Genomic DNA, 15664 nt, shown 5'->3' with positions numbered 1-15664 from the left:
GCGCGCTTGATCTTTACCACTAGGACGACTGCGGGCGTCCGCCTGAAGACGGCCTAAGCTTGGAGGCGATGGCCTACTTGGATCACGCGGCGACCACGCCGATGCTGCCCGTCGCGCTGGACGCTTACGTCGCCGCGGCGCGGGAGGTCGGCAATCCGTCGTCCCTGCATGCGGCCGGTCGCGGCGCCCGGCGACTGGTCGAGGAGTCCCGCGAGCGGATCGCCGCGGTGCTCGGCGCCCGCCCCTCCGAGGTGATTTTCACAGGTGGCGGCACCGAGAGTGACAACCTGGCGGTCAAGGGGATCTTCTGGGCGCGGCGTGCCGCCGACCCGGCCCGGACCCTGGTGGTCGCCTCCGCGGTCGAGCACCACGCCGTGCTGGACGCGGTCGACTGGCTCGGCGCTCAGGAAGGCGCCGAGGTGGTGACACTGCCGGTCGACGGCGACGGGTGGGTCGACCCGGCGATCGTGGCCGAGCTGATCGCCGAGCGCGGCGACCAGATCGCGGTGATCAGCGTCCAGTGGGCGAACAACGAGGTCGGCACGATCCAGCCGGTCGCCGAACTGGCGCGGCTCGCGGCCGCTGCCGGCATCCCGTTCCACACCGACGCGGTGCAGGCGGCCGGCCAGATCCCGGTCGACTTCGCGGCGAGCGGCGCGGCGGCACTCACCATCACCGCGCACAAGCTTGGCGGCCCGGTCGGCGCCGGCGCGCTCCTGCTCGGCCGGGACGTCGCCTGCACGCCGCTGCTGCACGGCGGCGGCCAGGAGCGTGACGTGCGCTCCGGGACCCTGGACACCCCCGGCGTTGCCGCTTTCGCCGCGGCCGTCGAGGCCGCGATCAAAACCAGGGATGAGTACGCCCAGCGCGTCGCCGCCCTCCGCGACGATCTGGCCGCCCGGGTCCGCGCGCTGGTGCCGGACGCCATCTACAACGGTTCAGCAGCTGATCGGCTCCCCGGCAACGCGCACTTCTCCTTCCCCGGTTGCGAGGGTGACGCGCTGCTGCTGCTCCTGGACGCGCAGGGTGTCTACTGCTCGACCGGCTCGGCCTGTTCGGCCGGGGTGGCCCAGCCCAGCCACGTACTGCTCGCGATGGGTGCCGACGACGCCCGCGCGCGCTCCTCGCTGCGCTTCACCCTCGGTCACGACAGCACGGTCGCCGACGTCGACGCGCTGCTCGCCGCGCTGCCCGGCGCGGTGGAGCGGGCCCGCCGGGCCGGAGCGTGGAAGACACCCAGATAGGCTGGGGTCATGCGAGTTCTAGCGGCCATGTCGGGCGGTGTCGATTCCGCGGTCGCGGCCGCGCGAGCAAAGGACGCCGGCCACGACGTCACCGGCGTCCACCTGGCGCTGGCACGTAATCCTCAGACGTTCCGGACCGGGGCGCGCGGCTGCTGCACCCTGGAGGACTCCCGGGACGCGCGCCGCGCCGCCGATGTGATCGGCATCCCGTTCTACGTGTGGGACATGGCGGAGGAGTTCCACGACAACGTGGTCGACGACTTCGTCAACGAGTACGCGGCCGGCCGGACGCCGAACCCCTGCCTGCGCTGCAACGAGAAGATCAAGTTCGAGGCGGTGCTGGACCGCGCGGTGGCCCTCGGGTTCGACGCCGTGGTGACCGGTCACCACGCCCGCCTCGGCGCCGACGGGCTGCTGCGGCGCAGCGTCGACATCGCCAAGGACCAGTCGTACGTCCTGGCCGTTCTCACCCGCGAGCAGCTGGACCGGGCGGTCTTCCCGCTCGGCGACTCGACGAAGGAGCAGGTGCGCGCCGAGGCCGCGGCCCGTGACCTCGCGGTCGCCGACAAGCCCGACTCGCACGACATCTGCTTCATCTCGGACGGCGACACCCGGGGCTTCCTGGAGAGCCGGCTCGGCAGCGCGCCCGGCGACATCGTCGACGGCCGCACGGGGGAGAGGCTCGGCGGCCACAACGGCGCCTACGGCTTCACCATCGGCCAGCGCAAGGGGCTGGACCTGCGGGTCCCGGCCGCGGACGGCCGCCCTCGCTATGTGCTTTCGATCACTCCGGTGTCGAACACGGTGACGGTTGGTCCTCGTGAGGATCTCGAGGTCGACGTGGTGACCGCGAATCGCCCGATCTGGCACTCGTCAGCGGATATCTCCGACTGCGAGGTCCAGCTTCGGGCGCACGGCGAGGTGGTCCCCGCTGCTGTCTCGCTGGCTGACGGTGTGCTGACTGCCCGGTTGAAGTCGCCGGCTCGCGGCGTCGCCGCCGGTCAGGCCATCGTCGCCTACCGGCCGGACGCCGACGGTGACATCGTGCTCGGCTCCGCGACCATCACCGCGGGAAGCCGGGCCGCCGCCAATGCCTGATTTCCCCTGGCCGTCCGGGTCCGCCACCGGCATCGGCTCGATGCCCGGCGCCGATGTCGCCGAGGCACAACGGATCGTCTTCGGCGAGCTGCCGAGCCTGCCGCACCTGGCCGAGCTGCCGGGACGTGGCCCCGGCTCCGACATGATCGGGCGGACCGCCGGTCTCCTGGTGGAGATGCCGGTGCAGGTCTACGCCGGGCGCTGGCAGATCTCGTCGCGACCAGGGAAGGACCTCCGGCGTACCGATGATCTTTTGGAACGCGACCTGGACCAGCTCACCGAGCAGGGTGATGGCTTCACCGGCACGGTGAAGATCCAGGCGGCCGGCCCGTGGACCCTGGCGGCCGGCCTGGACCTGCCGATCGGCGGGCGGATGCTGCGTGACCTGGGCGCGGTGCGCGACCTGACCGACTCGCTCGCCGAGGGCCTCCGCCGGCACGTCGCCGACGTGCGCAAACGGCTTCCCGGCGCGACCGTGCTGCTGCAGATCGACGAGCCGTCGCTGCCGGCCGTGCTGGCCGGGCACGTGCCGACCGAGAGCGGTCTGTCGGCCTATCGCGTGGTGTCCGCGCCGGCCGCAGCGACCCGGCTGCGCACGATCTCCGAGGCCGTCGACGCCCCCGTCGTGATCCACTGCTGCGCGCCGGACCTGCCGTTGCAGGTGGTGCGGGACGCCCGTGCCGCCGCCGTGTCGCTCGACCTCTCTCTGGTCAAGGACCTGGACCCGCTCGGTGAGGCGATCGAGGCCGGACTGGGCGTCTTCGTGGGCGCGGTCCTCTCGACCGGCCCGGGTCGGCCGGACGCCAAGCAGATCGCCGGGCGGGTGACCACGCTCTGGCAGCGGCTCGGCTTCCCGGCGGCGCTGCTGCCCCAGCAGGTGGTGATCACGCCGGCCTGCGGCCTGGCGGGAGCCACCCCTGGGTACGCGCGAGAGGTCCTCAAAGCCGTCACCGAAGCCGGTCGGCGCATCTCCGAGGTGTGACCCCAGTTTTGTCAGTGGGTGGGGCTACCGTGCTCCATAGGTCTCACTGACAGGGGGTTCGTGGTGGACGGTTCGCCTACGCCGCAGGCGAGTGCGCGTCATGCCGAGCTGGCCGACGAGATCCGCGGCCACCAATACCGCTACTACGTGCTCGACGCGCCGACGATCACCGACGGCGACTTCGACGTGCTGCTGCGCGAGCTCGAGGCGCTGGAGACCGAGTTCCCGGTCCTGCGCACGCCCGATTCCCCGACGCAAAATGTGGGTGGCACCTTCTCCAGCGACTTCGCCTCGGTCGACCACATCGAGCGGATGATGTCGCTGGACAACGTCTTCAACACCGACGAGCTGACCACCTGGGCCGAGCGGACGGTGCGTGACTCCGGCGGTCCGGTGCGGTTCCTCTGCGAGCTCAAGATCGACGGCCTGGCGATCAACCTGACTTACGAGAAAGGCCGCCTGGTCCGCGGCGCCACCCGCGGCGACGGGCGCACCGGCGACGATGTCACGCCCAACGTGCGGGCGGTCGGCGGCATCCCGGAGCGGCTCACCGGTGACGACGTGCCCGACCTGCTCGAGGTGCGCGGCGAGATCTACTTCCCGGCCGAGGCCTTCGCCGACCTCAACGCGAGCCTGGTCGAGCGCGGCAAGGACCCTTACATGAACCCGCGCAACGCCGCCGCCGGCAGCCTGAGGCAGAAAGATCCACGGATCACCGCCTCCCGTGGCCTGCGCATGGTGGTGCACGGCATCGGCGCCCGCGAGGGTTTCCAGCCGGCGTCGCAGTCCCACGCCTACGAGGTGATGAAAGCGTGGGGCCTGCCGACCAGCGAGCGGTGGCGGCTCTGCGACGACATGGCCGGGGTTCGTGAGTTCATCGATTACTACGGCAAGCACCGCCACGACGTCGAGCACGACATCGACGGCGTCGTGGTCAAGGTCGACGACGTGGCGATCCAGGGCCGGCTCGGCTCGACCAGCCGGGCGCCGCGCTGGGCCATCGCGTTCAAATACCCGCCGGAGGAGGTCACCACCAAGCTGCTCGACATCGCGGTCAACGTGGGGCGCACCGGCCGTGTGACGCCCTATGCGGTGCTTGAGCCAGTGAAGGTGGCTGGTTCGGTGGTCGCCCAAGCCACGTTGCACAACGAGCAGGAGGTCGCCCGCAAAGGCGTGCTGATCGGCGACACCGTGGTGCTGCGCAAGGCCGGCGACGTGATCCCGGAGATTCTCGGCCCGATCCTGGAGCTGCGCCCGGCCGACGCCCGGCCGTTCGTGATGCCGGCCGAGTGCCCCGACTGTGGCACCCCGCTCGCTCCCGCCAAGGAGAGCGACATCGACATCCGCTGCCCCAACTCGGAGTTCTGCCCCGGTCAGCGCCGGGAGCGGCTCGGTTACGTCGGCAGTCGCGACGTGCTCGACATCGAGGTGCTCGGTGCCAAGGCGGCCCGGGCGATGCTTGATTCGGGGGTGCTGCACGACGAGGGCGACCTCTTCGGCCTCACCGAGGATCATCTGCGCCGGGTCCCGTTCTTCGTGAAACAGAACGGCGACCTCAGCGCCAACGCCGGCAAGATGCTGCAGAGCCTCGACGATGCGAAAACCCGCCCGCTGGCGCGGATCCTGGTCGCCCTCTCGATCCGGCACGTCGGCCCGACCGCCGCCCAGGCACTGGCCGTCGAGTTCGGCTCGATGTCGGCGCTGGAGGAGCTGCTCGCCAGGACCGCCGCCGAACCTGCCGTGGTGGCGGCCACCGCCGAGGCAGCCGAGGCCATGGAGGCAGCGTCGGCTGATCTTGAGGCAGCAGAGTCGGCTGGTCTTGAAGCGGCGGAGTCGGCCGGGCCTGAGGTGGCCGAGGCGGCGGAGCCGGCCGGGCCTGGGGCGGCCGAGGTGGCTGCGGCCGCCGAGTCCGCCAAGCGGAAAGCGAAGGCCGTCGACCCGCTCGCTGCCGTCGAGGGCGTCGGCCCGATCATCGCGGACAGCCTGCGCGAGTGGTTCACCGTTCCGTGGCACCGGGAGATCGTCCGCAAGTGGCGCGACGCCGGGGTGCGGATGGCCGACGAGCGCGTCGACACCGGTCCCCGCCCCCTGGAGGGCTTGACCGTCGTCGTCACCGGCACACTGGCCGGGTTCACCCGTGATCAGGCCGCCGAGGCGGTGACCTCGCGCGGTGGCAAGGTGAGCGGCTCGGTGTCGAAAAAGACCGGCTTCGTGGTGGTCGGCGACAACCCCGGCAGCAAATACGACAAGGCGCTCTCGCTGAAGGTGCCGGTTCTCGACGAGGCGGGCTTCGCTGTTCTGCTGAGCGACGGACCGGACGCGGCCCGGGAGGTTGCCGAGCACGGCTGACCGGCCGTAACCCAAACGGGGGATTTAGAACCATTCTGGCGTCTGGAGCCTTATGCCGGTTTAGTTACGCATACGTAGTTTAACCTAGAAAGCGCCATGTGGATCTATGGTGTAGTCGATCGGTGATCGAGGCCATCATGGAGGTCGCATGGATGCCGCTCGCCTGCATATCGCCGGCTATGAGGCTGCCGTTGGTCCGTGCGCCGACACAGGCCCCGAGCAACAACAACCGGCCCCGTTCGCACCGGGGCCGGACGCCACACGTCTGGACATCCACTGCTTCGACCCGGGAAAGCCGGAACCGGAGCGTCCGGACAGCGCACGCCCGCTGACCGGGACCCGGCGCCGCCGCACGATCGTCATCACCGCGATCGGGTCGGTCGCCGGGGGGCTCGTGCTCTGGGCCGCCGACCCCGGTGCGTTTGCCGGGCTCCCGGCCGCCTTCTGGGTGATGGCGGTCCTCGCGCTCATCGCGGACGCCCGGCCCTATCTGGTCCCCGGCCGCCGGGCCAGCGCGATCATCCTGCCGTCGATCTGCTTCACGTTCGCGATCCTGCTGGCGTGGGGCGGTCCGCCGGCTCTGGCGGTTCAGTTCGCGGCGGTCACCGTTGCTGGTGTCCGGTTGCGGCACTCCGTCCGGCGTACCCTGCACCTGGCTCTGCAGCACGCGGTCGCGCTCGGCGCCGCTTCGGCGGTGGCCGCTCTCACCTCACTGCGGATCGGCCCGGAAGAGCTGGGGATCGGTCCGGAAGAGCTGGCGATCGGTCCGAGCTGGCACGATGCCGCCCTCACCTGTGCCACCGCGGCTGCCTGGATCGCGGCACGGTACGCGGCGGCGGCGTGCGTACGCCGCTGGACCGCCGACAGCCGGCCGCGTATCCACCGCCGGCGCGGGCACGCCGACCTGCTGGCCACCGCGTCGCTGCTGCTGCTCGGGCCGATTCTGCTGGTCGCCGCGGTGGTGAGCCCGGCCCTGCTGCCGCTGGCCCTGCTCGCGCTGCACGCCGTGCACCGGATGGTCCGCTGGGCCGGTGAGTCGGAGCGGGCCGCCCGGTTCGATTCGCTCACCGGGCTGCCGAACCGGCGGGCGCTGCAGGCCGCGATCGCCGAGCGCTCCCCGGATCGACGCCGCGCGCTGCTCCTGCTGGACCTGGACCGTTTCCGTACGGTCAACGACGCTCTCGGCCACGGCGCCGGTGACCGCCTGCTGGCAAGAGTGGGCGACCGTCTCGCCGCCGTGGTCCCGGCACACGACCTGGTCGTCCGGCTGGGCGGCGACGAGTTCGCGGTCCTCGCCACCCGGGTGGAAGGGCCGGCGGCGGCCCGGCGGATCGCGCAGCACCTGTCCGAGGCGCTGAGCCGGCCGTTCCCGCTGGACGGCACGCCGGTGGAGCTGAGCGCCTCGATCGGGATAGCGCTCCAGTCCGGCCGCCGCGACGCCGGCACGCTGCTGCGCGAGGCCGAGGCCGCGATGTACGAGGCGAAGCAGCGCGGCGACCAGCTCGCCGTGCACGGCCCGGACGCCGCCCACCACTCGCCGGACCGGCTGGCGCTGCTCGCCGAGCTGCGTACGGCCCTGCGCAAGGACCCGGCCGACGACGGGATAGTGCTCTACTACCAGCCGCAGATCGCGATCGCGACCGGCGAGGTGACCGGGGTGGAGGCGCTGCTGCGCTGGTGTCACCCGCGACGCGGCACGGTCGGCCCCGAGGAACTGCTGCGGGCAGCCGAGCCGACCCCGGTGATGCGGATGCTCACGGCACGCGTACTGGAAGAAGTGATCATCCAGCTGGCGCAGTGGTGCTCGCAGGGGCGGCCGTTGCGGGCCGCGGTCAACGTGAGCGCCCGGGACCTGCACGCCGGCGACATCGCCGACCGGGTCGGCGCGCTGCTGGAGCGGTACGCGGTCCCCGCCGAACTCCTCCAGCTGGAGATAACCGAGAGCGCGCTGATGGCCGACCCGCACCGGGTGCTGGAGACGACGACCCGGCTCAGCCGGATGGGCGTGGCGATCTCACTCGACGATTTCGGCACCGGGTACTCGTCGTTGCAGCACCTGCGGCGGCTTCCGCTGGCCGAGGTCAAGATCGACCGGTCGTTCGTGCTGGGCATGGCGACGGATAAGGGCGACGCGGCGATCGTACGCTCGGTGGTGGGTCTGGCCGAGGCACTCGGCCTGCGCGCGGTCGCCGAGGGTGTGGAGGACGAGGCGACCTGGCGGCTTCTGGCCGCGGCGGGCTGTCACACCGCGCAGGGCTGGTTCCACGCGCGCCCGATGCCGGCGGCCGATCTGGCCGAGTGGCTGGCCCGGTACCGGCCGGTCCAGCCCCGGAAAATAGACTCAGGCAAACCGTCGAAACTATGAGGGGGCAGGATGGCCGCCATCTCCCGCGAAGAGGTAGCGCACCTGGCGCGCCTGTCGCGGCTCGCCGTGACCGAAGAGGAGCTTGATCGATTCGCGGGTCAGCTCGATGTGATCCTGCAGTCGGTCGCCCGGGTCGGTGAGGTGGCGGCGGATGACATTCCGCCGACGTCGCACTCGGTCCCGCTGACCAACGTGTACCGCGAGGACGTCCCCACACCGAGCCTCACGCAGGAGGAGGCGCTCTCCGGCGCGCCCGACGCCTACGAGGGCCGCTTCCGGGTTCCGCGCATCCTGGACGAGGAGGACTGATCGTGACCGACCTGACCAGGCTGAGCGCGGCGTCTCTCGCCGCCAAGATCGCCAGCAAGGAGGTGTCGGCGGTCGAGGTGACCACCGCTCATCTCGACCGGATCGCGGCCGTCGATCCTCGCGTCCACGCGTTCCTGCACGTCGACCGGGAGGGCGCTCTCGACGCCGCCCGCAAGGTGGACGCCGGGGAGATCACCGGCCCGCTGGCCGGCGTTCCGATCGCGGTCAAGGACGTGGTGACGACAAAGGGCGTGCCCACCACCGCCGCCTCCAAGATCCTTGAGGGCTGGAAGCCGCCGTACGACGCGACGATCGTGGAGCGTCTCAAGCAGGCCGGCATGCCGATCATCGGCAAGACCAACATGGACGAGTTCGCGATGGGCTCCTCCACGGAGTACAGCGCGTACGGCGCCACGAACAACCCGTGGGACCTGGGTCGCATCCCGGGTGGCTCGGGTGGTGGCTCGGCCGCCGCGCTTGCCGCCTATGAGGCGCCGCTCGCGATCGGCACCGACACCGGTGGCTCGATCCGGCAGCCGGGTGCGGTCACCGGGACGGTGGGGGCAAAGCCGACGTACGGTGGAACATCGCGATACGGATTGATCGCCTTCTCGTCGTCCTTGGACACGCCCGGCCCGTGTGGCCGGACCGTTGAGGACACTGCTCTGCTGCATGCGGTGATGGCCGGTTACGACCCGCGCGATTCGACCTCGATCAACCAGCCGGTGCCGGACGTGGTGGCCGCCGCACGAATCGGCAAAAATGGGGATTTGTCCGGCGTCAAGCTCGGTGTCGTCAAGGAGTTTGCCGGTGACGGCTCCGAGCCAGGTGTTGTCGCGGCGTTCAAGGAGTCCCTGGAAAAACTGGTCAAGCTCGGCGCCGAGATCGTCGAGGTCTCCTGCCCGAACTTCCAGTACGCCCTCCCGGCGTACTACCTGATCGCCCCCAGCGAGGCCTCCAGCAACCTGGCCCGCTTCGACGGCGTGCGGTACGGCCTGCGTGAAGGCGACAACGGCAGCCACTCCCTTGAAGAGGTCATGTCGCTGACCCGAGAGGGCGGCTTCGGCCCCGAGGTGAAGCGCCGCATCATCATCGGCACGTACGCGCTCTCCAGCGGTTACTACGACGCGTACTACGGCCAGGCGCAGAAGGTCCGCACGCTGATCACCCGGGACTTCCAGTCCGCGTTCGAGCAGGTCGACGTGCTGGTCTCGCCGACCACCCCGTTCGTGGCGTTCCCGTTCGGATCCCGGACCAGCGATCCCTACCAGATGTACCTCGCCGACCTCTTCACCATCCCGACGAACCTGTACGGCGGACCGGCCATCTCGGTGCCGTGCGGTCTCTCCGAGGGCCTGCCGGTCGGCTTCCAGATCATGGCCCCGACGATGGCCGACGACCGGATGTACCGGGTCGCGGCAGCGCTGGAGTCCGCCGTCGGCTCTTTCACTCCTCCGGAGCTGTGAGATGACATACGAAGAGATCCTCACCAAGTACGAGCCCGTCGTCGGCCTGGAGACGCACGTCGAGCTGGGCACCAAGACAAAAATGTTCTGCGGGTGCAAGACCGACTTCGGCGCCGAGCCGAACACCCAGACCTGCCCGGTCTGCCTGGCTCTCCCGGGCGCGCTGCCGGTGATGAACCGGGCCGCCATCGCCGCAACGATCCAGATCGGCCTCGCGCTGAACTGTGACATCGCCGAGTGGTGCCGGATGGCCCGGAAGAACTACTTCTACCCGGACATGCCGAAGAACTTCCAGACCTCGCAGTACGACGAGCCGCTCTGCGTCGACGGGTACGTCGACGTGACTGTGGACGGCAAGGAGTACCGGATCGGCATCGAGCGGGTGCACATCGAGGAGGACACCGGCAAGACGCTGCACGTCGGCGGCGCCACCGGTCGCATCCACGGTGCCACCGAGTCGCTCGTCGACTACAACCGTGCCGGCATCCCGCTCGTGGAGATCGTCACGAAGCCGGTTCCCGGCCTCGGCGCGCTCGCCCCGGAGATCGCCAAGGCGTACGTGGCCGAGCTCCGCGACATCGTCCGCTCGCTCGGCGTCTCGGACGTGCGCATGGAGCAGGGCTCGATGCGCTGCGACGTGAACACCTCGCTGAACCTGCCGGGTGACGAGTGGGGTACGCGTACCGAGACGAAGAACGTCAACTCGCTCCGCTCGGTCGAGCGTGCCGTCCGTTCCGAGATCATCCGGCAGGCCGGGATCCTGGACGAGGGCGGCAAGATCTTCCAGGAGACGCGGCACTTCCAGGAGACCACCGGCGACACCCGCTCGGGCCGCTCCAAGGAGACCGCGACCGACTACCGCTACTTCCCCGAGCCCGACCTGGTGCCGATCGCGCCGGCGCCGGAGTGGGTATCGGAGCTGAAAGCCGCGCTCCCGGAGAAGCCCAGCATCAAGCGCGCCCGTCTCCGCGACCAGTGGGGCATCTCCGAGGTCGACATGCAGTCGGTGGCGAACGCCGGCGCGGTCGAGCTCATCGAGGAGACCATCGCCGCGGGTTCCTCCGCGGCCGGCGCACGCAAGTGGTGGATGGGCGAGCTGGCCCGCCGCGCCAACGAACTCGACGTCGACCTGGCCGCGGTCGGCGCGACCCCGGCCCAGGTGGCGGCGCTGCAGAAGCTCGTCGACGCCGGCAAGCTGAACGACAAGCTGGCCCGCCAGGTTCTGGAAGGCGTCGTCGCGGGCGAGGGCGACCCGGCCGAGGTCATGGCGTCCCGGGGCCTCGAGGTCGTCAACGACACCGGCGCGCTGACGAAGGCCGTCGACGAGGCCATCGCCGCCAACCCGGAGATCGCCGCGAAGATCCGCGACGGCAAGGTGGCAGCAGCCGGCGCCCTGGTCGGCGCCGTCATGAAAACCACGCGCGGCCAGGCCGACGCCAAGGCCGTCCGCGACCTGCTCCTGGAGCGCCTCGGCGTCTCCTGACCCTTTCGGTACGCCCCACCGCCCGGTCCCGTATTTCACGAGACCGGGCGGTGGCACGTGTAGTGATAGACGCGCATACTCAGCGTTGTGTCGCCGACCCCCACCACGGATCCCGCGCAGGTCGCCAATACGGTCGTCACGTGGTCGGGTTTCGTCCTCGCCGGGTTCAGTTTCCTGATCGCCGTGATCACCACCCTCCTCGTCCTCGCCGGCGTTTTCGGGTTCCGCGAACTCCGGGGCATTCGCAAGGCGCGCGAGGAGATCAGCGACCGGGTCGAGGCCGCGCTGAAGGAGGCGAACGAGCTCCTCGACCAGCTGCGAGCCAAGACCGCGGGTATTGATGACCGCGTCAGCTCTCTTGAAGTCTCCTATCTGTTCAATCAGGCCGAACTCGCCTATCTCGATGGTGAATACGCAAAGGCGGTCGGCTTCCTAAGCCGAGCCGACTCGCTTGGCCCCCCCAACTCCCGCATCCTTTATCGCTTGGGTCGCTCGTTCACCAACCTCGGCGACGAGACCGCGGCGGCACGGCGTTTCAAGGAGATGCAAGAGCTAGACACCGTGACCGGCGACGCGGAGCGAGGGCTGGCCTTTGTCTACCGTTACAGCGACCCGGGCGGTGCACTGCGCTATGCCCAATTGGCGGTTGACATGGCGCCGAAGAATCACAACAACCACAATTGTCTGGGTCTGATCCTTCGCGACGGCGGTGACATCGGCGGCTCCTCGGCGGCCCACGAGAACGCCGCGCGCTTGAACAGCGAATCGGCCGTCACGCCATTCTTTCTCGCGCTGCTGCGGGCACACCAGCGCGCTACTGAGAGGGCGGTCGCCGAGAGCCGTACCGCTGTTTACCGGGTGGATCAGCAGCAGCTCAGCCCGGTGAAGTCGCTCTGGGCCGAGATCATCCGGTGGGCCGACTGCGTGCTGTCGGCTGATTACGACGAAGCCGACAACCACGCGCGGATCCTGGCTGAGATCTGTACCTCACGCCGGCGTGCCCGGGAGCTCGGCGGGCACATGGATTTCCTGCTCCGTGCCCTCGAACGAGAACCGCTGCTCGACCGGTACATGGCTCCGATCGAACGCCGCTGGCCACCGCGCTCGAACGAGTAGGACCCGTCCTAAAGCCCGATAAGCCATGTGGGTCGAGCGGGTGTCCGACGACACGCAGGCGTGCGCCGATCACGAGTTCTGGTGTGTGACGTACACGCGGACCTCCGCAGCCGGCCGGATGAAGGCCGTTGTTGCCGCGGTGCGGGAGGCCGCTCCGGCTCCGCAGTGAGCTGGGACTTTGTGGGAGCGTTCCCAATGTTCACGTTAACAGCTGCTTGATCGGTTGAAACCTGCAACAAAATGCAACTGCGTCCTCTCTTGACCAGGGTATTTGTGAGCGACAACATCGATGAACGTCGGTCCCCCGAAATCCCCTGGAAATGTGCCTGCTTCCCCGGCGGGCAGAGAGGAACGACCCCATGAGTACGCCAGGAAGACGACGGCGCTGGATGGCTGTGGCTGTCACGGCGCTCACCACCGCGGCGCTCGGTGCCGCCGGTCTCGTCACGGCTCAGCAGGCGAGCGCGGCAAGCATCGACCTCAGCGCCTACTACGTGCTGAAGAACCAGAACAGCGGCAAGGTGCTGGATGTCTGGAATTACTCCACCGCCGACGGCGCCGTCATCAACCAGTGGACGCAGAACAACGGCGACTGGCAGCAGTTCAAGTTTCTCGACATGGGCAGCGGCTTCTACCGCCTGCAGGCCAAGCACAGCGGCAAGGTCCTCAACGTGCAGGGCTCCTCGACCGCCAACGGCGCGCAGGTCATCCAGTCCAACGGTGACCGGAACGCGACAAGCCAGCAGTGGTCGATCCAGGACATCGGCAGCAACATCCAGCTGATCAACCGGAACAGCGGCAGGGCCCTCGAAGTCTTCGAATGGTCCACCGCCGACGGCGGCAACGTGGTGCAGTACGACGACCAGAACTTCGCCAACCAGCAGTGGCAGCTGATCAAGGTGGGCAGCAGCAGCGGTGGCGGCTCCGGGCCGACCACTCCCTGGCCGGCCGAGACCGGCAGCGTGAAGGTGGACGCCACCATCGCGGTGTCGTCGAGCGGCCTCGACGGTGGCAACAAGCGCTACTACGGCATCGGCGACGGCGGGCAGAGCGAGAGCCAGGATCCGATGTTCAAGCTGGCCAACGGCGCCACCCTGGCGAACGTGATCATCGGTGCTCCGGCCGGTGACGGCGTGCACTGCGACGGCAACTGCACCCTGCGCAACGTGTGGTGGCTGGACGTGGGCGAGGACGCGGCGACGTTCCGCGGCGGCAGCTCGACCGTGGCCACCGTCGACGGCGGCGGTGCGAAGTCCGCCTCGGACAAAGTGTTCCAGCACAACGGCGGAGGCACGCTGACCATCAAGAACTTCCAGGTGACGAACTTCGGCAAGCTGTACCGGTCGTGTGGCAACTGCTCGACCCAGTACAAGCGGACCGTGGTCATCCAGAACATCCGGGCCACCGCACCGGGCACGTCGATCGCCGGGATCAACACGAATTACGGCGACACCGCGACGTTCAGCGGGATCACCATCGTGGGCGACAGCTCCAAGAAGATTTCGATCTGCGACCGGTACACCGGCAACAGCAGCGGCAGCGAACCCACCAAGACCGGATCGGGCGCGGACGGCACGTACTGCCGGTACTCGTCCTCGGACATCACCTACTCGTAATCACTGACGGCGACGGAGTCGGGCTCTCCTCCTGGGCGAGCCCGACCACGTTGCGCTGCATCTCCACGTTCGACTGGCCGGTGCCGCCCAGCTGGATGTCGTCGTACGCCTTCAGCTCTTTGTTCTCGTCGAAGTAGAGCACCGACAGCGTCAGCGGAGTCGGCTCCTCGTTCTCCAGGCCGCGCAGGCCGGCGCCGCCGGTCGAGCCCTCGATCATCAGGCGGGTGGTCATCAGCGGTTCGGCGACCGCTGCCGACGGAGCCGGAGCGGCCGTGGCCGACGCCGACGGGTCCGGCTCGGGTGCGACCGGCGCCGGCAGGATCGAGACCGACCGCTGGTGCTTGTGACCAGCCAGCACCAGGGGGACCAGGCCGGACAGCGGCTGCGCCATCCCCGGGTCGTGGACCAGCGCGATGTCGACCTTGTTCGTGGAGCCGCGGACCGTGGTCGCCAGGGCCTCGCCGGCGACGGTGAGAAGCTCCGGCCCGGCCTCGTCGCCTGCCTCGTTCGTCTCGCTCTTGTCCGGGGTGAACTGCGGATCGCCGATGCCGGCGATGGTCAGCCCGCCGACAGTGGTCACCGCGTTGTCGAGGACCACAGCGTTGCTCTGCCGGTCCACGGCGGCCTGGATCGCGGCCGAGTCGTGGTTGCCGCGCACGTAGATGTACGGCACCTGGACCGACGGGATCGACGAGACGTAACCGGTCTCGGCATCGCTGCCCCAGTCGACGATGTCGCCGGTGTCGATCACGGCGTCGATCTCGAAGGTCTCCACGACCGTGCGGATCAGACCCCAGGACGCCGGGTTCAGGTGCAGGTCGGAGACGTGCAGCAGGCGCGTGGTGTTGCCGGCCGGCTCGTAGACGGGCAGCGTCGAGATCGTCGCGTAGACCCGGCTCACGTTGCCGACGATCGCCTGGAGCTGCTCGGCGTACCGGCCGTAGTTGTCCGCGATGCGGCGGGCGTCGCCGACCACGGCGGGCGCGTTGACAAGCAGTCCTTCATACCGTGGCTCGCTGATCGCGTCCGGTCGCAGGGTGCCCGCCGCCAGGCCCAGGCTGCCGACCGAGACCACCAGGGCGGTGATGCCGGCCGCCGCGGTGCGGCGGACGTCGCGGAAGATCAGCGCGGCGCAGAGCAGCGCGCTCAGAACGGCAAGCCCGAGGGTACGCAGACCGAGGCGGGACACTCCGGCGGTGACCTCGTCGACCGCCCGGTCGCCGGCCGTGGTGATCGCCGACGGGTTGTCGATGAGCGCTTCGGTCCGGCTCTGGTCGAGCGATCCGAGGGCGACCTTGAGGTGCAGCGGGCCGCGGTGGCTGTCCAGATGCAGAGAGCCCAGCGGCGGGATGTCGACCTCGGTGCCGCCGTGCACCGACGGGGTGATCGACATTTCGGCGCTGAACGGGCCGACGTTGATGCTGGTCTGCGCGAAGAGCATCACGCCGATCATCGCGCCGATCACGCTGACCAGGCCGACCGCGGCGCCGATCCGGATACGCCGGCTCCAGGTACCGCGCAGGGCTCTGCCGGCGAAACGGGCAGCAGTGCCCAGGCGCCGGCGCCACCCGGGCGCCGGCGTAGCGTTTTCCGGTGTCATCGAGCGCTCACCTGCCCGAATCCCGGCTCGCTGAAA

12 protein-coding genes are annotated in these 15664 nt (G+C 69.6%); 11 read left to right on the top strand and 1 reads right to left on the bottom strand.

Going from position 1 to position 15664, the window contains the following annotated elements; genetic code table 11:
- Positions 1-68 precede the first annotated feature (68 nt).
- From ACQP2E_RS33765 to ACQP2E_RS33715, 11 genes are all read left to right on the top strand, one after another.
- Positions 69-1244 (top strand): cysteine desulfurase family protein, encoded by a 1176-nt coding sequence (locus ACQP2E_RS33765; RefSeq protein WP_433827030.1) that lies wholly within the window; start codon positions 69-71, stop codon positions 1242-1244.
- A 9-nt stretch (positions 1245-1253) separates the two neighbouring features.
- Positions 1254-2342: a tRNA 2-thiouridine(34) synthase MnmA gene (mnmA, locus tag ACQP2E_RS33760; protein ID WP_433827029.1), complete on the top strand. Its 1089-nt coding sequence runs from the start codon at positions 1254-1256 to the stop codon at positions 2340-2342.
- Positions 2335-3324 carry a methionine synthase gene (locus ACQP2E_RS33755; protein WP_433827028.1) on the top strand — a complete coding sequence of 330 codons (990 nt, stop codon included), beginning with the start codon at positions 2335-2337 and terminating at the stop codon, positions 3322-3324. The genes mnmA and ACQP2E_RS33755 overlap by 8 nt, the downstream gene beginning before the upstream one ends.
- A gap of 63 nt (positions 3325-3387) precedes the next feature.
- A complete protein-coding gene (gene ligA / locus ACQP2E_RS33750) occupies positions 3388-5673 on the top strand; it encodes an NAD-dependent DNA ligase LigA (RefSeq protein ID WP_433827027.1) in 2286 nt (761 codons plus the stop codon).
- Between the two features lie 148 nt (positions 5674-5821).
- The gene (locus tag ACQP2E_RS33745) at positions 5822-8038 is read left to right on the top strand and encodes a putative bifunctional diguanylate cyclase/phosphodiesterase (protein WP_433827026.1); all 2217 of its coding nucleotides are present in this window, start codon (positions 5822-5824) and stop codon (positions 8036-8038) included.
- A 9-nt stretch (positions 8039-8047) separates the two neighbouring features.
- Complete coding sequence (gene gatC, locus ACQP2E_RS33740) at positions 8048-8347, top strand: Asp-tRNA(Asn)/Glu-tRNA(Gln) amidotransferase subunit GatC (RefSeq protein ID WP_433827025.1); 300 nt, start codon at positions 8048-8050, stop codon at positions 8345-8347.
- A gap of 2 nt (positions 8348-8349) precedes the next feature.
- The gene (gatA, locus tag ACQP2E_RS33735; protein WP_433827024.1) at positions 8350-9813 is read left to right on the top strand and encodes an Asp-tRNA(Asn)/Glu-tRNA(Gln) amidotransferase subunit GatA; all 1464 of its coding nucleotides are present in this window, start codon (positions 8350-8352) and stop codon (positions 9811-9813) included.
- 1 nt (position 9814) lies between these two features.
- Positions 9815-11296 carry an Asp-tRNA(Asn)/Glu-tRNA(Gln) amidotransferase subunit GatB gene (gene gatB / locus ACQP2E_RS33730; RefSeq protein ID WP_433827023.1) on the top strand — a complete coding sequence of 494 codons (1482 nt, stop codon included), beginning with the start codon at positions 9815-9817 and terminating at the stop codon, positions 11294-11296.
- Positions 11297-11383: 87 nt separating this feature from the next.
- Complete coding sequence (locus ACQP2E_RS33725; protein ID WP_433827022.1) at positions 11384-12412, top strand: hypothetical protein; 1029 nt, start codon at positions 11384-11386, stop codon at positions 12410-12412.
- 40 nt (positions 12413-12452) lie between these two features.
- Entirely contained in the window at positions 12453-12581 is a 129-nt protein-coding gene (locus ACQP2E_RS33720; RefSeq protein ID WP_433827021.1) for a hypothetical protein, read from the top strand.
- Positions 12582-12801: 220 nt separating this feature from the next.
- Complete coding sequence (locus ACQP2E_RS33715; RefSeq protein WP_433827020.1) at positions 12802-14028, top strand: pectate lyase; 1227 nt, start codon at positions 12802-12804, stop codon at positions 14026-14028.
- Here ACQP2E_RS33715 and ACQP2E_RS33710 read toward each other — a convergent pair.
- Positions 14015-15628 carry a metallophosphoesterase family protein gene (locus ACQP2E_RS33710; protein ID WP_433827019.1) on the bottom strand — a complete coding sequence of 538 codons (1614 nt, stop codon included), beginning with the start codon at positions 15626-15628 and terminating at the stop codon, positions 14015-14017. The two genes, ACQP2E_RS33715 and ACQP2E_RS33710, sit on opposite strands and share 14 nt — an antisense overlap.
- Between the last annotated feature and the right edge of the window lie 36 nt (positions 15629-15664).

The organism is Actinoplanes sp. CA-015351 (genome assembly GCF_050955685.1).
Taxonomy (GTDB): Bacteria; Actinomycetota; Actinomycetes; order Mycobacteriales; family Micromonosporaceae; genus Actinoplanes.
The sequence above is the reverse complement of the archived record's forward strand: the minus strand, read 5'-3'. Positions and strand labels throughout refer to the sequence as shown.

Coding starts and splice junctions, on each gene's coding strand:
- ACQP2E_RS33710 (WP_433827019.1), bottom strand. CDS start 15,628: ATGACACCGGAAAACGCTACGCCGGCGCCCGGGTGGCGCCGGCGCCTG.
- ACQP2E_RS33745 (WP_433827026.1), top strand. CDS start 5,822: ATGGATGCCGCTCGCCTGCATATCGCCGGCTATGAGGCTGCCGTTGGT.
- ACQP2E_RS33765 (WP_433827030.1), top strand. CDS start 69: ATGGCCTACTTGGATCACGCGGCGACCACGCCGATGCTGCCCGTCGCG.
- gatC (WP_433827025.1), top strand. CDS start 8,048: ATGGCCGCCATCTCCCGCGAAGAGGTAGCGCACCTGGCGCGCCTGTCG.
- gatB (WP_433827023.1), top strand. CDS start 9,815: ATGACATACGAAGAGATCCTCACCAAGTACGAGCCCGTCGTCGGCCTG.
- ACQP2E_RS33755 (WP_433827028.1), top strand. CDS start 2,335: ATGCCTGATTTCCCCTGGCCGTCCGGGTCCGCCACCGGCATCGGCTCG.
- ACQP2E_RS33715 (WP_433827020.1), top strand. CDS start 12,802: ATGGCTGTGGCTGTCACGGCGCTCACCACCGCGGCGCTCGGTGCCGCC.
- mnmA (WP_433827029.1), top strand. CDS start 1,254: ATGCGAGTTCTAGCGGCCATGTCGGGCGGTGTCGATTCCGCGGTCGCG.